The organism is Caulobacter sp. FV1ye13L (genome assembly GCF_058681155.1).
Genome location: NZ_CM178732.1, coordinates 496,151 through 518,586, shown reverse-complemented (window position 1 = coordinate 518,586; position 22,436 = coordinate 496,151). Strand labels below are relative to the sequence as shown.

Genomic DNA, 22,436 nt, shown 5'->3' with positions numbered 1-22,436 from the left:
CCGGTCGACGCAGAAACTGCGCCTAGGCTGCGACCGGCTCGAGGCGCCAATCCTGGCCGACGGCGAACAACTGGATGCGGCCTGGGGGCGATCCGTAGTCGATCAACGACACCCACATCGGCATGAAGCGCAGCAGGACCACGCCGCGCCCGGCGGGGTGGGGCTCGAAGCGGGCGAATTCGGGGGTTCCCCAGATCCGGCGATTGAGCGCATCGACCCACTGCGGGTTGTCGACGACGCTGGCCTTTCCGGCCAGGGACAGGCCCTGCGGCGGGCCCTGGTCATCGCCGCCGATGGCGATCGAGACACGGGGATCGGCGACGATATTGACGTGCTTCTGGCTGTCCTGAGCGACCAGGAAAAACAGCGCAAGGCCGTCGGCCAGATAGTTCACGAGGGTGGCCTGTGGCCAACCGTCAGCGCGCAGGGTCGCCACGCTCATCAGATGGTGGCGGGCCAGGATCGCGTTGACCCTGGCTTCGGGTGTCGCGGAGGATGCGAGCGGCTCAGTGGGCGGCTCGGGGGGCGGACGGTGTGGATCTTCGGCCATGAGGGCCTCCGGCGGACGTCGCGCGACGTTCAGGCTGCGACGAGATCGGCCATTCGCACCGGCGCGGCGACCCGGAACCGGCGGCAACCCTCTAGGGCGACCAGGCCGTCAGCCTGCAATTGGGTGACCATGCGCGAGACGGTCTCGATGGTCAGGCCCAGATGATCGGCGATGTCCTGCCGGCTCATCGCCAGTTCGCTCCAGGCCGCGCCCTGCCGCTTGGCCACGTCGGACAGGAAGCCCGCGACCCGCTCATAGGCGCTCTTGCGCGCCAGCAGCATCATGTGGTCCTGAGCCCGACCCAGTTCCTGACCGGTCGCGCGCCAGATCAGACGCTCAAGGCGTTCGCCGGCCTCGCCATAGTGTTTCAGCGCCGAGCGCTTGGCCACGAGGATCTTGCTGTCGCACAGCGCTTCGGCCGAGGCGCGGTGGGTGAGACCCGCCTCCAGACCGAAAAGGTCGCCGGGATAGTAGAAGCCGGCGATCTGGCGACGCCCGTCGCCCAGCAGGCGAGAGGCGCGAACCGCCCCGCGCTGGACCTGGTAGACCATGTCGGTCTCGTCATCCTGGGCGTAGATCTCTTCGCCGCTGGAGAAGGTCATGCCGACGCCGACCGCCGAGAAGACCTCGTCGGACGAGATCACCTGGGCGTGCGGCGGGGCGGCTTCGGCGCGGTCTCGCAGATAGGCGGGCATCGACATCGCACATCTCCCTGAGCAGTGGGTTTCAGGGATAGGTGAACGGCGGAGCATCTCACATTGGGATGTTTACGTAGGCGAAACAGATCCGCCGGCAAGGCGGCCTAATCTGTCGCCCCGGGCTGAAGAACCAGGCGCGAGGCGAGGCCGGGTTCCTGGCTGATGACGATCCGCGCATCCAGCGCCATGACGCCCCGGGCGTCCACGCGCAGGGGGTTGATGTCCAGCTCGACAACATCGGGCAGATCCGTCGCGATCGCCGAAAGCGCCTCCAGGGTGGCGACCACCCCGTCGATGTCGGCCCTGGGCTCGTCGCGATAGCCGACCAACAGGCGCGATATTCGGGTCCTGGCGATCATGGCCCGTGCCTGGTCGCCGCCCAGGGGTGGCAGGCCCAGGGCGTGGTCCTTCAGAACCTCGACCGCCTTGCCGCCGGCCCCGACCATCACGACAGGACCGAAGGTGGCGTCCAGAGCCAGGCCGACGATCAGTTCGTGGGCGCGACCTGGCGGGATCATGGTCTGAACCGCAAAGCCGGTGATCGTGGCGTCGGGCAAGGTCGCGGCGACGCGGGCCGCCATGGCCTCGGCGGCGGCGCCGGCCGCCCGCGCGTCGGGCAAATCCAGGGCAACGCCGCCGACATCGGATTTGTGGGAGATCTGCGGCGAGACGATCTTGACGGCGTAGGGCGGCGCCAGTTCCGCGCAGACCCTGGCGACGTCCTGGGCCGTGGCGGCCAGCCGGGTCGGGACGGTGGTTACGCCATAGGCGCCCAGCAGGTCCTTGGCCTCGATCTCGTTGAGCAGGGTGCGCCCTTGCGACCGGGCGGTCTGGATCAGGGCCACCGCCGCAGCGCGATCGTCGGTACGCGGATCGCGGCGGCCCTGCGCGCCGGACAGGCCGGCCTTTGCGCGGCGGGCGGCGAGAAGATGGCCAAAGCCCCTTATGGCGGAGTCCGGGGCCCCGAACATCGGAAGGCCGGCCGCGCTGAGGATCGGTCCTGCGACATCCTGATTGGCGTCGCCCAGCCAGCAGGCGATAACGGGCTTGAGCACGCCGCGTCCGCGAGCGGCGACGACGCTGTCGGCCACGCCTTGGGCGATGTCGCGCGGCTGGGTCAAGGCGGTCGGGCAATTCATGACCAGAACGGCGTCGACCCCGGGGTCCGACAGCACCGCGTCAAGCGCCATGCGATAACGCTCGACCGGCGCGTCGCCGATCAGGTCCACCGGATTGCCGTGCGACCATCCGGCGGGGAGGACGGCGTTCAGGCGCTCCAGGGTCTGGGGCGCCAGCTCGGCCAGGACGCCTTCGCGGGTCGTCATGGCGTCCAGCGCCAGGATGCCGGCTCCGCCGCCATTGGTGATGATGGCCAGCCGATCGCCGGCCAGGCCCTGTCCGACGCGCAGAACGGCGGCGGCGTCGAAGAGTTCGGTCAGGCTCTCGACCTGGACGATGCCTGCCCGCTCGAACGCGCAGACGTGGACGTCATAGGCGCCGGCCAGGGCGCCGGTATGGGAGCGGACAGCCCTGCCGCTGGCGGGGTTTCGTCCGGCCTTCAGGGCGATCACCGGCTTGATGCGGGCGGCCGCCCGGGCTGAGGCCATGAACTTGGCCGCGTGGGTGACGCCCTCGATATAGAGCAGGATGGCGTCGGTATGGGGATCGGCCGCGAACAGATCGATCAGGTCGCCAAGGTCGACCTCGGCCATGTCGCCCACAGAGACGATCCCGGAAAAGCCCAGTTGCCGAGTGGTGGCCCAGTCGATCAGCCCGCTGATCAGGGCGCCGCTCTGGGAAATCAGGGCCAGATTGCCTGGAATGGGTGCACCACGCGCGAATGAAGCGTTGAGGCCGGCATGGGGCGCCAGGAGGCCCAGGCCATTGGGTCCGACGATGCGCAGTCCATAGGGCCTAGCGGCGTCCAGCATGGCTTGCCGCAATCCGTTGGCGTCGGTGAGGCCTGCCGAAAGGATCACGGCGACCTTGACGCCGGCCGCGCCCAGTTCGGCGATCACCGGGGGAACGGCGGCGGCCGGGACGATCACCACGGCGAGGTCGGGCGGCTCTGGCAGGTCGGCAATGCGGGCCGCCCAGCGCGTTCCCGCCACCTCCAGCCGGCGCGGATTGACCAGATGGATAGGCCCGGCGAAGCCGCCGGACAGCAGGTTGTCGACCACCACCTGGCCGACCGAGCCCGGATGGTCGGAGCCGCCAATCACCGCCACCGAGGCGGGCGAGAGCAGAGCGGCTAGGTTGTATGGCGACATCGTGACCTCAGGCGTCCTGACCCATCCGCGCGGGCCGTCGCGGGACAAGGGCGGCGCCAGGCTGCTGACGCGCAATCCGTAGAGTCCCGCACCAGATCTTCCGCCGAACCGGTTTGTAACCCGCGAGGCGACGGGGCATTGTCTGGCTGCAGCTAGGGTCCAGATCATCTCGACCGCGGAAAGATGAAGAGCGTATGGCGTCCGGTTCGGCCCTGCAACAAGATCAGATGAAGGGCTACGGCGTGGCTCTGGCGGCCTTCGCCCTGGCGGTTGCGATTCGCGGACTCCTGGCGCCTTGGCTGGGGAACCATGCCGCCCATCTGCTTTTCACCGCGCCCATCGTCGTTGCCGCCGCGTTCGGCGGGGTTGGCGCGGGCCTCGGCGCCACGTTCCTGGGCCTGATCGCCGGCTTCCTGTTCGCTGGCCACGACCAGCCCACAGCTCTGGCGATGATGGAGGCCCTGACATTCCTGTTGGCGGCGACGGGAATCACGCTGGTGGGGGCGGAGATCGGTCGTCTGCGTCGAGAAGCGGTGATCAACGAACACAACGCGGCGGCCCGCGCGCGGCAGGCCGAAGACGTGGTCAGCGAGCTCAACCTGCTCATCGATGGGGCGACCGAATACGCCATCTCCATGCTCGATCCCGAAGGGCGGGTGCGGATCTGGAACGCCGGCGGGCAAAGACTGATGGGCTGGAGCGAGGCCGAGGCTGTGGGTCAGTACGTCGCGGCTTTCTACCCGCAGGACGCCCGCCAGGCGGGCAAGCCGCAGGATGATCTCGCCAGGGTCCAGGCCGAGGGCAAGATCGAGGAAGACCGCTGGTTCCTGCGCCAGGACGGCTCGGAGTTCCTGGCGCATGTCTCCATCACCGCCCTTTATGACCGGGCCGGCGTCCTGCGGGGCTTTGGCAAGGTCCTGCGTGACGTCACCGACCAGCGCGCCAGCGAGCGGGCGCTTGACGCCAGCGCCGAACATCTGCGGTCGATCCTGTCCACCGTCCCCGACGCCATGGTCGTCATCGACCAGCGTGGCAAGATCCTGTCGTTCAGCGCCGCCGCCGAGCGGCTGTTCGGCTTTCTTGAAGTTGAGGTTGTGGGCGAGAACGTCCGCTGCCTCATGCCCTCGCCGGACCGCGAGCGTCACGACGGTTATATCGAACGCTACCTGACCACTGGCGAGCGCAAGGTGATCGGTATGGGGCGCGTCGTGGTCGGCCTGCGCAAGGATGGCACGACCTTTCCGATGGAGCTGTCGGTCGGCGAAGCCACCGGTCAGGGCCCTCGAGTCTTCACCGGCTTTGTCCGCGACCTGACCGATCGCCAGCGCACCCAGGCCCGCCTGGAGGAGCTCCAGGCCGAGCTGATCCATATCGCCCGGGTCAGCGGCATGGGGACCATGGCCTCGACCCTGGCCCACGAGCTCAATCAGCCGATCACCGCTGTGGCCAACTATGTCGAGGCCGTGCGTGATCTTCTGGCCAGGCCGGATCCCGATGAACTGCCGATGATCCGCGAGGCGCTGGAGGACGCGGCCGGCGAAGCGATGCGCGCGGGCAATATCGTCCGGCGTCTGCGCGACTTCGTCGCCCGGGGCGAAGTGGAAAAGAGTGTCGAGGACCTGCCGGCCGTCATTCACGAAGCCGCCGCCCTGGGCTTGATGGGCGCCCGGGACCAGGGCCTGGACCCGATCTTCGAGCTGGACGCCGACGCGACGCCGGTGCTGATCGATCGCGTGCAGATCCAGCAGGTGGTGATCAATCTGGCGCGCAACGCCGTCGAGGCGATGAGCGGAGCCGATCAGCCCAGGCTGTGGCTGAGCACCCACGATCAGGGCGATGGCCTGGTGCGGGTCACCATCGCCGACAACGGCCCCGGCGTGGCGCCGGGCATCGGCGGTCAGCTGTTCACCGCCTTCGTCAGTACCAAGACCGAGGGCATGGGGCTGGGGCTGTCGATTTGCCGTACGATCGTCGAAGCCAACGGCGGTCGCATCTGGCACGAGCCGCGCCCCGGCGGCGGCTCGCAGTTTCATTTCACACTGGTCAAGGTTGAGAAGGAAGTCCTCCATGAACACTAGGCGGATGATCCATATCGTCGATGACGAAGAGGCGATCCGTCGCTCTGCCGGGTTCATGCTCAAGACCTCGGGCTATGCGGTGTCGACCTATGCTTCGGGAGACGCTTTTCTGCAGGAGGCCAGGGACGCTGAGCCGGGTTGCGTGCTGCTGGACGTGCGCATGCCTGGCATGGACGGCCTTGAGGTGCAGAAGGCGATGGCCGAGCGCGGCATCGCCATGCCGGTGGTGGTCCTGACCGGGCACGGAGATATCACCGTGGCGGTTCGCGCCATGAAGGGCGGGGCGGTCGACTTCATTGAAAAGCCATTCGAAAAGGCGGTGCTGCTGACCGCCATTACGGCGGCTTTCGAACGGCTGGACGACGCGAGCGCCCGAGCGGCGCGGGCGGGGGACGCCGCCGTCGCCATCGCGGCCCTGACCAGTCGCGAGCAGGACGTGCTCCGAGGCCTGGCCCAAGGCCTGCCCAACAAGACCATCGCCTTCGACCTGGCCATCTCGCCGCGCACCGTTGAGGTTCACCGCGCCAATCTGATGGCCAAGCTGCAGGTAAGGAGCCTGTCCGAGGCGCTGCGGATCGCCTTCGCCGCGGGCCTGCAGGAAGCGACCTAAGGAGCTCTACGTAGCGACCGCCCCCATTGTCCTGTGGCATGCCCCGGCGAGTGACCCATCTTGGTCGCGAAGGCAGGCCGGAAATGACGCAAGCGCTCCCCAACACTCTCGAACACCGCGCGCGGCTGCTGCTGGTTGAAGACGATGTTGGCGTGCGTCGTTCGCTGCAGCTGCTGCTGCACGGCCGCGGCTTCGAGGTGCGCGCCTACGCCTCGGGCCTGGCGCTGCTGGCCGATCCCACGGCGCTGGATGCGGTATGCCTGGTGGCGGACTATCGCATGCCCGAAATCGACGGCCTGCTGATTCTGACCCGGTTGCGCGAGCTGGGCTGGCGGGGCGAGGCGCTGATGATCACAGCTTTCCCGACGGCGCGGTTGATCGATCAGGCCCTCGCGGCCGGCTACAGCCGCGTGATCGAGAAGCCGATGGCCGAGGCCGTCCTGGTCGAGGCGGTCGAGCGTGTCATGGCCGCGCACCACGACCCTAAGTAAAACTCCCAACTGCGAGGCGGCGGCGGCGGCGGTATCAAACCGCCACCACGAGGCGGCCTGCTCCATCCAGGCCAAGCCTTTGCGACACCTGGAGGGACACCATGGACAAGACCATGAGGGCCGCTGTCGTTCGGGCCTTTGGCCAGGCGCTGGTCGTGGAGGACATCGCGCGACCCGTGCCGGGGCGCGGTCAGGTGCTTGTCAAGATCGCCGCCTGCGGGGTGTGCCACACCGATCTGCACGCAGCCCATGGCGACTGGCCCATCAAGCCCAGCCTTCCGTTCGTTCCGGGCCATGAGGGTGTCGGCACCGTGGTCCAGGTCGGCAAGGGCGTCGAGCACGTCAAGGAAGGCGACCGGGTCGGCGTGCCCTGGCTGCACTCGGCCTGCGGCCAGTGCACCCACTGCCTGAGTGGCTGGGAGACCCTGTGCGAGGCGCAGCAGAACACCGGCTACTCGGTCAACGGCGGCTTCGCCGAATATGTACTCGCCGACGCTGACTATGTCGGCCATCTGCCGGCCAAACTGAGCTTCCTGGAAGCGGCGCCGATCCTGTGCGCCGGCGTCACCGTCTACAAGGGCCTGAAGGTCACGGACGCCAAGCCCGGCGACTGGGTGGCGATCTCCGGCATCGGCGGGCTGGGCCACATGGCCGTGCAGTACGCCAGGGCCATGGGGTTCAAGGTCGCCGCCGTCGATATCGACAAGGACAAGCTGCATCTGGCGCGAACCTTGGGCGCGGAGATCGCCGTGGACGCCCGGGAGACCGATCCTGGCCCGTATCTACAGACGCAGATCGGCGGCGCGCATGGCGTGCTGGTCACCGCCGTGTCGCCCATCGCTTTCTCGCAAGCTATGGGCATGGTTCGGCGCGGGGGCACGGTGTCGCTCAATGGCCTGCCGCCCGGCGATTTCCCGCTGTCGATCTTCGACACGGTGCTGCGCGGGATCACGGTGCGGGGCTCGATTGTCGGCACCCGCCTGGATCTGCGTGAGGCCCTGGCCTTCGCCGCCGACGGCCGGGTGCGGGCGACGGTCCATGCCGAGGGCCTGCACAACATCAACAGCGTTTTCGACCGCATGGCGCGGGGCGAGATCGAAGGCCGCGTGGTGCTCGATTTCGAGGATCGGCTGTGAGCGGCCGTGGGATCAGCAGCGCGGGACTGCTTGCTGTCCTGGCCCTGGGCCTGGCGGGCGCTCAGGCTTCCGCCGAGCCTGCGTCCAAACCCCCACAGGCGTTCGGCGGCCAGGGGATCGCCCAGCGCAACTGCGGAACCTGCCATGCGCTAGACGGCCGACCCAGCCCGCTGGCCGATGCTCCGCCGTTCGCGACCCTGTATCGACGCTACCCGCCCGGCGGGCTCGACCAGATCCTGACGGAAGGCATGCTGGCCCCCAGTCGCAAGCCCGAGGAGGGCTCACCCGAGCGCCATCCGCGCATGCCCATGGTCGAACTGGACGATGACGAGGTCGCCCAGCTGAAAGCCTATTTGAAAAGCCTGGATCCAAGGACTCACAACCGTCAGTAACGAGCGCAGGCGCGTCACCGCTCAGAACTCCGCCAGCGGATACGGACTGGCGAGAAGAAGTTTTCCCTCAGTTGCGCGAGATCAATACCACTCAAGCTTCATCGCGAGATAATCAAGCCACGAACAGGGAGGTTCTCGATGACTGTTCTTCAACTGACCCTTGGCATTCTGGAGACCGTCGCGTTCGTCGCGTTCGTCTTGGCCCTGAGCGCCGTTTCGCTGCTGACTGCGGTGGGCGAGGGGCCGGTCATGCGCAGGTCGCCACGGCCCTCTGATCGGCGGATCGCGCGATGACGGACCGCCCTGACGCTGGGCTCAGGCTTGTCCTGATCGCCGCAATCCTGGCGGTGGGCGTAATCTCGCTGGCCGCCTGCCAGCCGCAGCAATTTCGGCAACCCCGTCATGAGCCGGCCACGCGTCTCTGAACCTGACCAGACCCTAGGCGGCGATCCCCAGGGCCAGTAAGCCAAACAGCGCACCTTCGGTTTGCGACAGCCGCCAACCCCGATGGATGAACACTGCGCCCTGCCGAAAGTCGCCAGCGGCGCGACGGCGCAGGTCGGCGAGCGTCCCGGCGTTCCGCCCGTCCGGGAACAGCCGGATCGCCAGGGCCTTGGCGCTGGTTCCCGGATTCTGTTCCAGCCAGGCCTTGCCGATACGCTCGACAGCAGCACGGTCCAGATCGTTGAAGCCTGCGGTCGGGGCGGCGAGGGCCACGGCGGGCAGACTGGCGCTGGCGGTCATCGCCAGCAGCGTGGCAAGCAGGTCGCGGCGGGCCAGAAGGGTCATCGGGCGGCTCCCATCTTCAGTTTCAGGTGGTCGGCCAGGCGCAGGGTCAGGGCCAGCAGGGTCAGGGTGGGATTGGCGATGCCTGAGGTCGGGAACACCGAACTACCCGCGACATAGAGATTGGCCGTATCGTGGACGCGGCAATCGGCGTCGACCACGCCCTGCTTCGGATCGGCGTGCATCCGCGTCGTCCCCATGTGATGGCGCGAGGCGCTGGCAATGGCCACATAATCCGTACGCTGAACAGGCCAGCAGAGGCGGCCCTGACCGGATGCGCCCAGAGCGTCGCCCATGGCCGCCGTGGTGCGCTCAAAGCTGTCCCAGTCGGCCCGGGAATAGACCCAGTCCAGTTTGATGCGCGGCATGCCCAGCGGGTCGAGATCGGCCGTGTCTAGGGTGATGCGGCTGTCGGGATTGGGGAAGTGCTCGGTCATGGCGAAGCAGCCGAACAGTTGCCCGCTCTGTTGATCCACGCCGCTACCAGCATCCAGACGGGTCGCCGTCTGGCGGATGACCTTGGTCTCGGCCTGGGTCGGCGTGCCCGAGCCGGGTTCGCCGCCGTTGTAGAGGGTGAGGGTGAAGTTGCCGGTCTTCATCCGGGCCTGGCCGGCCAGGCCGCTGCCAATCACGCAGTGAGCGGCGGCGCGGGCGGGCGGCACATAGAGCGCCATCGACTCGGTTCGGGCGATATTGACCGCAGAACCTTCCGTCTCGGCGTCGCCATCCATCGAATAGGTGACATGGCCCTGGAAGAACCGGCCTACCAGACCGTGGCGGTTGCCGACGCCTTCGGATCGCACGGTGTTGGAGGCCAGCATCAGCCGGGCATTCTCGATGCCGCCGGTTGCCAATACATAGGTCCGGGCCCTGGCGGTATGGCGCTTGCCGCTGAGGCAGGCCACATCCAGTCCCTCGACAGTGTCGCCTTTTGCCGCGAGGCGAACCTGGGTGGCGTTGGCGTAGAGATACACGGTGATGTTGGGCGCGTCCGCAAAGTCAGTGCGGAAGGCGTCAAAGGCCGCCTTGTCTGCCCCGCCCGAGATCTTCGAGAAGTAGCGCAGCGCGGAGAAGAAGCCGTCCTGGGGATCCAGGTCCAGCGGTCTGCGGGCCTTGTCCTGCAGCACCGGCGTGTCGGGTCCGAAATGCGGAATGCCCAGCAGGTCGCAGGCCCGGTCATAGAAGGGCTGAAGCTGCTCGCGGCTCATCGGCCAGCCGCTGTGGGGCGCCCAGTCGCGCTGGGCAAAGTCGGCGGGGTCCAGAGGCGCGCACTTGCCGCCCCAAACATGGGCTGAACCGCCCAGGGCGCGGATCCGCGACTGCACCGGATAGTCGTTAAGCGCCCTGTCGGGGTTATCGGGTGCGCGGACGGTCGCTGAGCCCGCGTAGAGGGCCTGATTGTCCATGTCGATCTCGCGACCGCCGCTCTCGAGGACGGCGACCCTGATCGGGCCGCCGGCCAGTTCCCGGGCCAGGGCGATGCCCGCAATGCCGCCGCCGATGATGATCAGATCGGCCTCGATCCGGCTGGCGTCAGGCAAGTTTCGGGCGTCGATGAAAGCCATCGTGGTTCCTGTCTGATTGTTTTGGAGGGGTTAGGGCGCGCGGCTAGGCGCGCGCGCCCTTGGCCCGGAGGTAATCGGCGACCGCGCGATGGCCGCGCTTGACGGCCTCGCCGAGCGGCGAGCGGGTCTGGCCGGGATTGGACGGCACGGCGCGGTTCACGTCAGCGCCCTTCTCGACAAGATAGGTGACGGTGGCCAGGTCGCCGGACTGGGCCGCGTTGATCAGTGGGGTCTCGTCGCCGGGCACGAAGGCCTCTACCGAAGCGCCATGCTCGACCAGGGTCCTGACCATGTCGAGGCGCCCCGCCGAAGCGGCCGAGATCAGCGGATTGCCGTCGCCGCGCACCGCCAGATCAGCGTCGGCGCCCTTGGCCAGAAGCAGTTGCACCAGGTCCAGCCGGCCCGAGCGGGCGGCTTCGATCAAGGGCGTGCCGTCGCCTGGGGCCACGCGGTTCACATTGGCGCCCTTGTCGATCAGGTAGCCGACGGTTGCCAGGTCGTAGGCGCGGATGGCGCTGATCAGCGGGGTGTCGTCGCCGGGCACATGCATGTCGACTGCGGCGCCGCGCTCGACCAGGGCCTTGACGATGTCGAGACGACCCGCGCCGGCGGCGGCGATCAGCGGCGCGCCGTCGCCGCGCACGGCGAGGCTGGGATCGGCGCCGTTCTGGAGCAGCAACTGGACCAGATCCGCGCGACCCTGGCGGGCGGCCTCGATCAGGGGCGTGCCGTCACCATCGGCCTTGAAGTTGACGTTGGCGCCGGCCGAGATCAGCGCTCGCGCCTTGGCGATGTCGCCGTCAAGCACAGCGCGATACAGCGGGCTGGCGATGTCGCGCGCGCGGTCGTGCTTCGTCACGCTGGGACGTTCATGAACGGTGCGGACCGGCTGGGCGGCCCAGGCGGTGAAACCGACGCCCATGGCCAGGGCGGCGACCGAGGCGGCGCCGGCGATGCGACGGGCGCGGCCCTGGCGGTGCTGTTTGAGCATGACGAACCTTTCCTTGAGTTGGCTATTGGCCGAGGCTGGCCAGTGGCAGCCGAGCGGCGGCGCGTGGGGCGCCAGTTGGGTTTTGAGCATCGCCTCGCCATAGGTGCGGCGGGCGACGGGATGGCGGGTGAGAACGGCGGCGTCGCAGGCGATCTCCTGGTCGACCCGCAGGCGATTGGCGCCGATGTGGACCAGCGGGTTGAACCAGAACAGGCACTGGATCGCGGTGGTCAGGGCGTTGATCTGGGCGTCGCCCATCGACAGGTGATTGCGCTCATGGGCCAGGATCAGGGTCTGTTCCTCGGGCGTGAACCGAAGAGCGAAATCGGCCGGCAGCACCACGCGGGGCGACAGTGCGCCGATCACGGCGGGGCCGACCCCGGCATGTTCGGCGTGGAACAGATCGTCCTCACCGCGCAGGTGGCCCAGCGATTTCAGGAAACGGCGCTGGCGCTCGGCCTGGACGCCGATGGCCAGCAGGGCGATCAGGGCCCAGCCCATGACGAGGCCGTCGCGGAGGCGGTGGGTTGGAACCTGCGGGCGCGAGGCGGCTTGAGGTGTGACCGTCGTTGGGACGGCGATGGCTTGGGGCGGCGCGATGGCGGCGGGAGCTGCGAAGGGCGGCGGCGCGACGGGCGCTCTAACCGTGACGGTCCTTGCCGGCAACAGCACGGCCAGCGCCGCCAGCGGGGCGATCAGCCAGAGGCCATAGGCGGCGCGGGCGCCGAACAGCGACCGCACAGGACGGCGCAGGATCAGCACCAGCAGGACGGCGGCGGCGATGGCCAGATTGGCGCGCAGCAGCAGGGCCAGGATCTCACTTGCCATCGTCGAGGCTCTCCAGCAGGCGGCGCAGATCGGCGACATCCTGGTCGCTCAGTTTTTCGCGCTGCGAGAAATGGGCCACCAGCGGGGCCAGCCGACCGTCGAACAGCCGGTCCAGCAGGCCCTGGCTTTCAGCGTGCACATAGTCGCTCTGGGCGACAAGCGGCCGGTAGAGGAAGCGGCGGCCATCGCGGTCGGCGGCGATGGCGTCCTTCTTCAGCAGGCGGTTGAGCAGGGTCTTCACCGTGGCGTCGGCCCAGTCCTGATCGGCGGGCAGGGCGGCGATGATCTCCTCGGCGCTGAGCGGGCTCTTGGCCCACAGCGCTCTCATCACCTGACTTTCGGCCGTGCTGATCCGCATGGAGCCTCTCCTTGTTGGCTCCATCGTTTACATCCGTAATCGATCCGGTCAATCAACGATTACGGATGTAAACGAATTGTAATCTCCGAAGGTCGCTAGAGGCTAGGCGGCTCCCACCCGCGCCGGCGAAAGCCGTAGCGCGTCGATGTGTCTGGGCATGGCCTCGGCGGCCTGACGGATCTCGCGGCGGATCTGTTCGAACTCGGCGGCGATGCGGTCAGGGTCGTGCAGATCGACCAGCGGATCGTAGGACCTGGGTCGCACGCCCTGGCCGTCCAGAACCGCCTGCCAGCTGGTGGCGGTGAACATCTCTTCGGGATGCTGGGACAGGCGACCGCAGGCCCGGAACAGGGCCAGGCGTTCGGACAGGCTCTCGGGCAGTTGCATCTCGCGGCGCGAGCGCCACAGCGGCTCGTCGCGCTGGTTGGCATGATAGTGCAGGACGATGAAGTCGCGGATGCGCTCGAAATCCAGCTGGATACGGGTGTTGTAATCGTCGACCTGCACGGGCTCCCAGGTCTTGCCGGGGAAGGCGGACAGGAACTTCAGCAGGCCGGCCTGGATCATGTGGATGCTGGTTGATTCCAGCGGTTCGATGAAGCCGCTGGCCAGGCCCAGGCTCAGCACGTTCTTGTTCCAGGCCTTCTTGCGGCGACCGGTGACGAAGCGCAGGCGATTGGGCTCGGCCAGGGCAGAGCCGCCTAGGCTGGCGCGCAGGGTGGCCTCAGCCTCTTCGTCATCAATGAACGCGCTGGAATAGACATAGCCGTTGCCGTCGCGGTGCTGCAGCGGGATGTTCCAGACCCAGCCACCGGCCTGGGCCGTTGAGCGGGTGAAGGGGCGGGGGTCTTCCTGGCGCTCGCAGGGCATGGCCATGGCGCGGTCGCAGGGCAACCAGTGCGACCAATCCTCGTAGCCGGTCTTCAAGGTCTGCTCGATCAACAGGCCCCGGAAGCCGGAGCAGTCGATGAAGAAGTCGCCTTCGACCCGGCGGTCGCCTTCCAGCACCAGGGCCTCGACGAAGCCGTCCTCGCCGCGCTGGGCGACATGGGCCACCTTGCCCTCGATGCGCGTCACACCCAGGCGCTCGGCATAGGTCCGCAGGTAGCGGGCATAAAGCCCGGCGTCGAAGTGGAAGGCCGAGCCGAAGGTCGAGAGCGGCGACGACGGGTCCCTGCTCTGCTGGCCAAAGCGACCGCGCCGGGCGGCCTGGTCGCACAGCGAATAGTCGCCCAGCGGCCCGGCCTTGTTCAGGGCCGACAGCTTCAGCCAATACTGATGGAAGTAGCCGGGGTCCGGCGCGACGCCGTAGACTCCGAACGGGTGGAAATAGGTTTCGCCAGGGCGGGTCCAGCCGCGGAACTCGATGCCCAGCTTGTAGCTGCCCCTGGTCTCGCGGACGAACTCGGCCTCGTCCAGGCCCAGGGTCTGGTTGAAGCTGCGGATCGGCGGAATGGTGGCCTCGCCGACGCCGATCGTGCCGATCTCGGCGGACTCCACGAGCGTTATGGCGCAACGGCGCCCGAGGGCGCGCGAGAACAGGGCCGCCGCCATCCAGCCGGCCGTGCCGCCGCCCAGAATGACGATCGAGCCGGGCAGGTTGTCACTCTTGGGATCGACCACCGGAGGGCTCCTTGAACTCAGGCGATCATGATCCGCCGGAGCGTAGACACAAGTCCGGGACCGCCCTCGCAGGATGGCGGCCCCGGTGAAGTTGGAAACGGCGGGCGGGGAATAGCTACCCGCCGTCAGGGCAGGCTAGGCTACATGCCGAACTTGAACCGCACGCCGGCCGAGAGGCGACGGTCGCCTCCGACGAAGCGGAACGGCAGGTTCGGGAACTGCAGGTAGGTCTTGGCGTCTTCCTTGGTGAGGTTGGAGCCTTCCAGGGTGAACTTGAGGGCCGGGGTCACCGCAAAGGCGACCTGACCGTCCAGTTGTCCGTAGGCGTCGTTATAGATGCCAAGCGTATGGACATCGGCTCCAGCACCGAAGCCATAGTTGCCGACAAAGGCCTTGTCCCGCCAGGCATAGGAGAGGCGCGCCGAGAACGGCCCGGTCTCGTAGTAGCCTTGCAGGTTATAGGCGCTCTTCGAGACGCCGGGGATTGGCAGGCTCTTGGAGTAGTCGTTGCTGTAGGGAGATTCCGAGTCCGAGTAGGTGTAGTTGGCGGTGAAGCCGACCCCGAAGTCGAACGCGTACTGCGCCTGAAGTTCGACGCCCTTGATGGTGCCGCCCGCGCCGTTCACGACCGACGAGAACGGACCGACCGAGCTGCCGGCGACCGACTGGTCCTTCACGGTGACGCTGTAGGTGTTGGAGACGATGAAAGAGTCGACCGTCTTGTAGAAGAAGCCGGCCGACAGCAGGCCCTGGCTGCCGAAATAGTGCTCGTAGGCGATGTCGAACTGTGAGGCCCGGAAGGGATCGAGGTTCGGATTGCCGCCGCTGCCGTTGGTGTAGAGGAACTTGTCCAGGTTCGGGCCGGGGTTGGATGAGCGGGTGAAGTTGTACGAAGCGCCCTGGCCCAGATCGAACAGGTTCTGCGACGAGACCACGCGGGCCGCGCTGGCGCGGACCTTGTCGGTGTCGCTCACCTCGAACACGCCCGACAGGCTGGGCAGCACGTCGGTGTATTCGCGGACGGTGTTGGACGCGTCGGGGTTCTTCAGCACGCCGTTCCAGCTGTCGGTGCCCCACCACAGCGGCGTCACCGGCGTGTTGGACGAGTCGATGACCAGCTTGGTGTGGACGATCCGGACGCCGGCATTGATGTGATAGGCGTCATCGGCGTCGCCCAGATCGGCCATGGCGTAGGTCGAAGTGGTCTTGTCCTTGATTTTGAAGGACTCGATCGGATCCTTGTAGAAGGCGAACTTGGTCGAGGGGTAAAGCGCCTGGATCCAGCCGACCGGATTTTTCATCTGGCCATAGTCCTGGAAGATCGCGGCAACGCCGTGAACCGTGTCCGTGACCGACCGGCTGGGGGCCGAGGCGGCGGTCTGGTACGGCGTGACCACGGCCGGCGAGTTGCCGAAGCGGCCGCAGCCATAGAAGGCGATGTCGCATTTCTTCAAGCCGATGGCGCCGTCCTGGAAGTAGCCGAGCGGCGTCCAGTCAACGAACACGCCGTGGTCGGTCGTGCCCTGGGCGGTGGCCGGCAGTTCGCCCTTGGCCGAGTAGTCGGCCAGGTAGCGGCCATAGGTCGAATCGATCTCGCGATCCGAGTAGCGGGCGCCAAAGCTGAAGACCAGATTGGCTTCCTCGGCGAACGACGGCTTGTACTTGAAGTCGGCGGTCAGGGCTGTGTCGTCGATCTGGGTCTTGTCGCCGAAGGCCCAGTGCGACTTGAAGAACACCGAGGTCGGATTAACCATCGCTGCGGCCAGGTTGGCGGCCGGCGTGAAGAGCGGATAGGCTCCGTTGGTATAGCCGTAGGTGGCGACCAGAGGCGCCGTGGCGTTGGGCGCAAAGCCTGCGCCGCCGTCACGCACGCCGTACTGGGTGTAGCGCGTGTCGACCTGGGCGGAGTTTGAGGCGTAGTCGGACTTTGAGACCGCAGCGCGGAACTTGGCGCTCAGTCGGCCGCCATTGTCCCAATCGGCAGAGAACTGGACGTTGTCGGTCTTGGCTTCCGCGTCCTTGGCGAAGGTGTCGCCTTCGGAAGAGTTGGCGGTGACGAGGCCTGATTGCAGGACGCCGTTGCTGTCCTTGGCCAGGCCCTGGGCGTTGTAGGTCGCGTTCTCGTTGGCATAGGCCCATTTCAGGGAATGCTCGCCCGTGAAGATCTTCAGGTCCGAGTGGAACCAGTCGGCCCGCAGGGTCAGGGAATCCGAAGCGCGCAGGTCGGCGTTCAGCGAGAAGGCTGTGCGTTCGCGTTCCTGGTGGCGGTTGTTCGTGTAGCGATATTCGGGCGACCAGACATTGGTCGTCCCCGTGGCGACCTGGTTGTTGCCGGTGGCGGTATTGCGTCCCCGGAATGCCCAGTTGCCGCGATTTTCGCCGCTCAGGATCTCGGTGTCGACGTTGGTCTTGTCCCAGGTGAAGCTGCCCAGAAGACCGAAATTGTCCGAGAACTTGTGGCCCAGGACGACGGAGACCTGGGGCTTGCCCTTGCCTTTGAACGAGCCCTGATTGTAGCGCACGTCGGCTGACACGGTGGTGTTGTCCCGCAGGTCCAGCGCGTTGCGGGTCTTCAGATTGACCGTGCCGCCCAGGCCGCCTTCGATCACGTCGGCGCGGGGCGACTTGATGACATCGACGCCGGCCAGCAGGTCGGACGGAATACCTTCCAGTGAATTGGTCTGCTTGTTGTTGCCTTCGCCCAGGCGGAAGGCTTCAAGGCCCGACAGGAAGGTGTCGCCGTTCAGCAGGGTGACGTTCTGATCGAGACCCCGGATGCGGACCTTTGTGCCCTGGCCGTTCTCGCGGTCGATCTGTACGCCGGGCAGGCGCTGCAGCGACTCGGAGATGTTCTGATCGGGGAATTTCCCCATGTCCTCGGCGGTGACCGACTCGATGATCAGGTTGGAGTTCTTCTTGACGTTCAGCGCGTTGGCCAGCGAAGCGCGGAAGCCTGTAACGACAACCTGTTCGACTTCGGTGTTGGCCGCCTGCTGGGCGTGAGCCTGGCTGGCGGCGATCATGGCGAGCGCCGAGGTTGCGGTCAGCAACGCGACGCGGGACCGATGGAATGACTTTCTCAAGACCCAATACCCCTCTGCAAAGTTGACGCGGAGGCTCATGCCCGGAGAGCTGACCCTCCAGGGTAGAACCGCGCTGGTTTTGGGGATGCCTGATGCATCCTCCCCTTGCTGATCCCGGCTCTGTTAGGCCGGTAACTCGAAGCCGCGAGGCCCCAAGGCAGCGCTGTCAATTTTATGCGACAGCGCTGTCAGCTGTCGCCAGATAACAGCGTTTCATTTCTTATTGCAAGTTGTTTTAATTGGCCTGACGGGCATCTCGCCGCTGTCAGACCTTCCGCTTGGCGGCTAGGGTGTGGCGAAGACTCTCAAAAGGCATATCATTTTGGTCAATCAATTCGTTCCGGAGGCCTCGACCCGGCGGCGCAGCGCCGGGGCCAGTTTCTCGGGCGCCAATCTGGAGCGAGTGGGCGACCATAATCAGCGGGTCACCTTGCAGGCTGTGCGCGCGCGCGGGCCGGTGACGCGCGTGGAGCTGGCCGAAGCCACAGGCCTCACACCGCCAGCCGTCGCCAATATCACCAAGCGCCTGATGGACATGGGCCTGGTGCTGGAAGCCGGGCGTCTGCAGGGCGGGCGGGGCCAGCCGGCCATGACCCTGATCGCCAATCCCGAAGGCTGCTTCTCGATCGGCATCCATATTGATCGCGACCATATCACCGCGACCCTGGTCGATTTCGCCGGAGAAGTCCGCGCCCGCGCCAGCCAGGAGATCGCTTTTCCGTTGCCCCAGGATGTCACCGCGTTCTGGACGGGTGAGCCAGGTCGGGGCCTGCTGGCGTCGCTGCCCACGCCCGATCGGCTGCTGGGTATCGGCGTGGCCCTGCCCGACGATTTCGGCAAGGTGGCCCTGCCGCATCGGCCCGCCAGCTTCGACGCCTGGAACAGCCTGGATCCGGCCAGTCTGTTCACTGATGTTGGTGGTCCGCCGGTGTTCGTCGAGAACGACGCCGCCGCCGCCGCTCTCGCTGAACTGCAGTATGGCCATGGCCTGAGCAAGCCCAGCTTCTTCTATGTGCTGATCGCCGCCGGCCTGGGGGGCGGGCTGATCATCGAGGGCGAGTATTTCCGCGGCGCCGACGGACGCAGTGGCGAACTGGGCTTCTTGCCGTCGCGCGCCGCGCTGGGGGGCGCCTCGGACGGCGTCTCGGTGCAGTCGGTCGTTTCGCTGTCGGCGCTGTACGCCCAGATCGAGATGGGCGGCTTTTCGGTCGCCGATCCGGGCGCATTGCTGGATTTGCCGCCGGCGGGCCAGGCCCTGATCAGCGACTGGATCGAGCGCGCCGCAGACGCCCTGACCGATCCGATGATCAATATCAGCTGTCTGATCAATCCCGAGGCGGTCTATCTGGGTGGCCGCCTGCCGGCCGCAATCGTCGACCAGCTGGCCACGGCGCTCAACACCCGACTGGCTTCTCTGACCGGATTGCCGGCCATCGCCCGGGCGCGGCGGGCGGCGACCTCGGCCGATGGCCCCGCGATCGGCGCGGCCATCTTGCCGATCATCGACCAGCTTCTGCCGTCGCGGGCCACCTTGCGGAAAACGGCCTAGGGTACGGCGACCGCAACAGGCGCGGCGTTCCAGCCCCTCAGGTTCAGGTCCAGTGAGCCGCTGGCCGCCGCCGCCCGATAGCGCACCTCGATCGGGCGTTCCTCACCGGGCGTCAGGGTCAGATAGTTGTCGCTGTAATAGGCCGGAAGCACGGCCCGGCCCTGCGCGTCAGTCAGGGTCAGTTTCAGGTTCAGGGCAGGTGCGGCGCCGGTATTGGTCACCTTTGCGGTCAGCACCGTCTCGTCACCATCGGTCCGGCGCGTCGTCTCTAGCGATACGGCTTGGGGCGTCATGGCCGACAGCTTGCGCGAGCCGGCGGCGTCATCGGCGATCCAGTAGCTGTTGTCGCTCAGCGCTTGTCCCTTGGCCGAGCTTAGATCCAGACGCACGACGACCGCGCCCTGTGCGGCCAGCAAGGCCTTGAGGTCCAGGGCCTGGCCGACGCTGACGCTATCGGCCTTGGCCGACAGGGTCACGGCGCGATCTGACAGTAGGCGGCCATCCAGAGCCAGCACCCGTACGCGGGCCTTGGCGTTCTTCAGCTCGATTGCGCCGTTATTGACCAGGGCCAGGCGGTGATCGGCCAGGCTCATCTGGATATGCACCGTCTGCGCCGCCTTCTTGACCCCGTAAAAGGCCCCATGGGTGTCATAGTCGTGGCTGTAGATCTGCCACATGGTGCTGGGCCAGGCCGAATGGGTCATCCACAGCAGCCGGCCCGAGGATCTGGTCCACAGCTCGGCGTTCATGCCCTCGAACATCGCCCGGTGGGTTTCGTAGTTCATCAGTTGGGCCTTTCGCTCGAAGTCCTCCAGGCTTGTGGGCGGACCCAGCTTGGCGGCCATGGCGTCCTGGAAGGTCTTGACCGCGCCGTTCCCGGTCGGATGCCAGTCGTGATAGGCCCAGGTGTCGCTGATCGGCCAGCGATCGGCCTCCGGCACAGCGGCCTTGAACGCCTCCAGCGTCGGGAACGAGGGCGTGCCGACCTCGACCGAGAAGCCCTTGGCGTGGTCGCTGAAATAGCTCTCGGGCTCGCGATAGTTATACGGACCGCTGTTTTGCAGGTTCACCCGGTTGGAGCTGCCCGTGTACCAGCGGGTGCCGTCCAGATCGTGGACCAGCGCCTCAAGGCCCTCATTGAGGATCGGCTGCGGCACGCCCTCATTGCGGCCAAACCACAGGGCGATGGAGGGATGGTTGCGGAACCGCTTGATGACGTCGGCGGCGTTGGCCAGGAACAGCGGCACGTCCTGCGGTTCCAGCTGGTAGTCCTGGGTCGAGGCCCAGAAGTCGTTCAGCACCAGCAGGCCGTACTCGTCGGCCAGGTCGAAGAAAACCTCCTCGGTGTTCTGGCCCACCCAGTTGCGGATGGTGTTGAGATTGGCCTCCTTGTGAAGCCGGAAGTAGGGCTCCAGCCGCTCACGCTCGACCCGTTTGCGCCAGTCATCCATGCCCCAGTTGCCGCCGCGTGCGGCGATGCGGCGGCCGTTGACCTTGATCACCAGATGCGGCGACAGGCCCACCTCGGGCACGTCGCGCACGGCGGGCGAGGCGTCACCGGCGGCGGTCAGGGAGGTGGCCCAGCCGTCGGGCACCTTGCGGATACCTTCATGGCTGCCGTCGGTGATGTCCTGGCCCAGCTGGCGGGCCTTGGCGAAATCGACCTCAACCCGGCGCAACTGGCCCGCCGGGTTGATCAGCGACAGCTCATAGGTGATCTGGCGCATGCCAAAGCGGATGCGTCGTTCGTCCGACGCCTGACCATCCTGGCTGACCGTCAGTGTCAGGGCGTGTAGGGCCGGGGCGCCATAGCCATTGGGCCACCAAAGTCTGGGGTTCTTGACGGCCAGGGCCGGGAAGTTGGCCGGCGTGAAGCGCACGTCCGACACGCCGGGCGCAGCCAGGACCGTCTGTTCCACCCGCACGCCGTCGAAGGCGGCGGTGACAGTGATGTTGGCGGGCCTGTCGCTCAGGTTCTCGATCGGAACGATGATCTCGACATCGGCCTGGCTATTGTTGGCGCGGGGCAGGGTGGTCACCACCTGAGCGTCGCCGATCCGGGCCTCGCCCGTGGCCCGCAGGGTGACGTCCTGCCAGATCCCGGTGTTGCGGTCGCGCACGCTGGGGATCCAGTCCCAGCCCTCGGAAGCGACGAAGGTCGGTCCGTCCAGCGCCATCATGCCGCCGTTCTCGCCGACCCCTGCGGTCAAGGATTCCTCGTGGGCGATACCCGGATGCGGCGGGGGTGAGACCCGCACGGCCAAGGCGTTTGAGCCGGCGACCACCATCTTGGTCACGTCGAACTGGCCGCGGATGAAAGCGCCCTTCATGTCGCCCAGTTTCTGGCCGTTGAGCCAGATCTCGGCGGCGTAGTTGATCCCCTTGAATGTCAGCAGCAGGCGCTTTCCAGCCGCTTCAGCCGGGGCGTCGAATGTGGCGCGATACCAGTAGTCCTGCCGGTTCAGACTCTCGGGGATCAGGATGTTGTTGAGGCCGTGATCGGGGTCGGCATAGACGCCGCGATCAACCAGAGTGGTCAGCACTGTGCCGGGCACGGTCGCCGCGCGCCAGGCTTCTGCCTTGAAGCCAGGCCGAGAGATCGCGCCGCCGCCGGCCGAGATGCTGGGCGCGTCGATCAGTGACCAGCGCTTCAGCGTCCAGAGCCCTTCGCCGTCAGCCTTCAGCGCCGGTCCGGAATGGGCGGGGATAGCGACGGGAATATTGGCGGGAGCCTTGCTGCGGGGCAGGGTCCAGGGATCCTGCGGCGCGGTCTGGCCGTACATCTGCCGCACCTGGACCGGCCAGGTCGGGCTGCCGGTGTCAAAGACAGTCAAGGCATCGTTCGGCGGGGTCCCGGCCAAGGCAGTGACCGCGTCGGGCGCCAGGGCCGTCCCGTCATAGCGCAGTCCCGCCACATCGCCCGCATAGGCCGCAAAGCCTGCGGCCTTGCGCGGCGCCAGTCGCAGGCGCGCCGTCACCGCATCGCCGGGCAGCGTTCCGGCGCCGACCGCATGGCCATCGACGAACAGGCGCACCGCGCCGCCGTCAAAGACCGCCGTGACCTGATGCCACTCCCCGGGCAGCCAGGCGGCGTCGGCGCGGATGGTCCGTCCGCCACTGGTTGCGCCAAAGCCGCTGGGGTCGAGCACGAGATAGCGGCCCTTGCCGGTCGGGTCGCCGACGCCGGCGATCAGGGCTGGCCCCCTGGGGCGTTCGGAAGGGCGCACCCAGGCGCTCAGGCTCCAAGGGCTGTCGGCGGGCAAGACGGCGCCTGCCGCAAAGCCTGGCAGGTCGCGGGCGATCTCGTCGCCGCCGGCCGGGAAGGTAACGTTGAAGGGCCCCGCCGTCTGGGCCTGGCCGGAGCCTGCCGTCGCGGTCATGGCGATCAGCGCCATGGCGCGAACGAAATGAGAGTGCTTGCCCATGAT

At 67.1% G+C, this 22,436-nt stretch carries 17 protein-coding genes; 7 read left to right on the top strand and 10 right to left on the bottom strand.

What is annotated here, in order from left to right:
- Positions 1 to 22: 22 nt before the first annotated feature.
- The 3 genes from ACW176_RS02285 to ACW176_RS02275 form a co-directional block, all read right to left on the bottom strand.
- A complete protein-coding gene (locus ACW176_RS02285; protein ID WP_492110736.1) occupies positions 23 to 550 on the bottom strand; it encodes a pyridoxamine 5'-phosphate oxidase family protein in 528 nt (175 codons plus the stop codon).
- 29 nt (positions 551 to 579) lie between these two features.
- Positions 580 to 1,251, bottom strand: a complete 672-nt coding sequence (locus ACW176_RS02280; protein WP_492110735.1) for a helix-turn-helix domain-containing protein — start codon at positions 1,249 to 1,251, stop codon at positions 580 to 582.
- A gap of 101 nt (positions 1,252 to 1,352) precedes the next feature.
- Positions 1,353 to 3,518 carry an acetate--CoA ligase family protein gene (locus ACW176_RS02275; protein WP_492110734.1) on the bottom strand — a complete coding sequence of 722 codons (2,166 nt, stop codon included), beginning with the start codon at positions 3,516 to 3,518 and terminating at the stop codon, positions 1,353 to 1,355.
- 194 nt (positions 3,519 to 3,712) lie between these two features.
- Here ACW176_RS02275 and ACW176_RS02270 point away from each other — a divergent pair, with 194 nt between their 5' ends.
- The 6 genes from ACW176_RS02270 to ACW176_RS02245 all read left to right on the top strand — a co-directional run bounded on the left by ACW176_RS02270 (position 3,713) and on the right by ACW176_RS02245 (position 8,519).
- Entirely contained in the window at positions 3,713 to 5,596 is a 1,884-nt protein-coding gene (locus ACW176_RS02270; RefSeq protein WP_492110733.1) for a PAS domain-containing sensor histidine kinase, read from the top strand.
- Positions 5,586 to 6,206, top strand: coding sequence for a response regulator transcription factor (locus tag ACW176_RS02265; protein ID WP_492110732.1), 621 nt, complete (start codon positions 5,586 to 5,588; stop codon positions 6,204 to 6,206). Before ACW176_RS02270 ends, ACW176_RS02265 begins: the two co-directional genes overlap by 11 nt.
- Before the next feature lie 83 nt (positions 6,207 to 6,289).
- The gene (locus tag ACW176_RS02260; RefSeq protein WP_492110731.1) at positions 6,290 to 6,697 is read left to right on the top strand and encodes a response regulator transcription factor; all 408 of its coding nucleotides are present in this window, start codon (positions 6,290 to 6,292) and stop codon (positions 6,695 to 6,697) included.
- A 101-nt stretch (positions 6,698 to 6,798) separates the two neighbouring features.
- Positions 6,799 to 7,833 carry an alcohol dehydrogenase AdhP gene (adhP, locus tag ACW176_RS02255; RefSeq protein WP_492110730.1) on the top strand — a complete coding sequence of 345 codons (1,035 nt, stop codon included), beginning with the start codon at positions 6,799 to 6,801 and terminating at the stop codon, positions 7,831 to 7,833.
- Complete coding sequence (locus ACW176_RS02250) at positions 7,830 to 8,225, top strand: c-type cytochrome (RefSeq protein ID WP_419318665.1); 396 nt, start codon at positions 7,830 to 7,832, stop codon at positions 8,223 to 8,225. The genes adhP and ACW176_RS02250 overlap by 4 nt, the downstream gene beginning before the upstream one ends.
- Positions 8,226 to 8,363: 138 nt before the next feature.
- Complete coding sequence (locus ACW176_RS02245; RefSeq protein WP_492110729.1) at positions 8,364 to 8,519, top strand: hypothetical protein; 156 nt, start codon at positions 8,364 to 8,366, stop codon at positions 8,517 to 8,519.
- A gap of 144 nt (positions 8,520 to 8,663) precedes the next feature.
- Here the strand turns inward: ACW176_RS02245 and ACW176_RS02240 are convergent, their stop codons facing one another.
- From ACW176_RS02240 to ACW176_RS02215, 6 genes are all read right to left on the bottom strand, one after another.
- Complete coding sequence (locus ACW176_RS02240; RefSeq protein WP_419318661.1) at positions 8,664 to 9,014, bottom strand: hypothetical protein; 351 nt, start codon at positions 9,012 to 9,014, stop codon at positions 8,664 to 8,666.
- Positions 9,011 to 10,576, bottom strand: coding sequence for an FAD-dependent oxidoreductase (locus ACW176_RS02235; RefSeq protein ID WP_492110728.1), 1,566 nt, complete (start codon positions 10,574 to 10,576; stop codon positions 9,011 to 9,013). Before ACW176_RS02235 ends, ACW176_RS02240 begins: the two co-directional genes overlap by 4 nt.
- 43 nt (positions 10,577 to 10,619) lie before the next feature.
- Positions 10,620 to 12,395 carry a M56 family metallopeptidase gene (locus ACW176_RS02230; protein ID WP_492110727.1) on the bottom strand — a complete coding sequence of 592 codons (1,776 nt, stop codon included), beginning with the start codon at positions 12,393 to 12,395 and terminating at the stop codon, positions 10,620 to 10,622.
- Positions 12,385 to 12,753 carry a BlaI/MecI/CopY family transcriptional regulator gene (locus ACW176_RS02225; protein ID WP_492110726.1) on the bottom strand — a complete coding sequence of 123 codons (369 nt, stop codon included), beginning with the start codon at positions 12,751 to 12,753 and terminating at the stop codon, positions 12,385 to 12,387. Before ACW176_RS02225 ends, ACW176_RS02230 begins: the two co-directional genes overlap by 11 nt.
- A 102-nt stretch (positions 12,754 to 12,855) precedes the next feature.
- A complete protein-coding gene (locus ACW176_RS02220; protein WP_492110725.1) occupies positions 12,856 to 14,376 on the bottom strand; it encodes a tryptophan halogenase family protein in 1,521 nt (506 codons plus the stop codon).
- Between the two features lie 140 nt (positions 14,377 to 14,516).
- Positions 14,517 to 17,399, bottom strand: coding sequence for a TonB-dependent receptor (locus tag ACW176_RS02215; protein WP_492110724.1), 2,883 nt, complete (start codon positions 17,397 to 17,399; stop codon positions 14,517 to 14,519).
- A gap of 382 nt (positions 17,400 to 17,781) precedes the next feature.
- Between ACW176_RS02215 and ACW176_RS02210 the strand changes: the two genes are divergently transcribed.
- The gene (locus ACW176_RS02210) at positions 17,782 to 19,008 is read left to right on the top strand and encodes an ROK family protein (protein WP_492110723.1); all 1,227 of its coding nucleotides are present in this window, start codon (positions 17,782 to 17,784) and stop codon (positions 19,006 to 19,008) included.
- Here the strand turns inward: ACW176_RS02210 and ACW176_RS02205 are convergent.
- A complete protein-coding gene (locus ACW176_RS02205) occupies positions 19,005 to 22,433 on the bottom strand; it encodes a glycosyl hydrolase 2 galactose-binding domain-containing protein (protein ID WP_492110722.1) in 3,429 nt (1,142 codons plus the stop codon). The genes ACW176_RS02210 and ACW176_RS02205 overlap by 4 nt on opposite strands.
- Between the last annotated feature and the right edge of the window lie 3 nt (positions 22,434 to 22,436).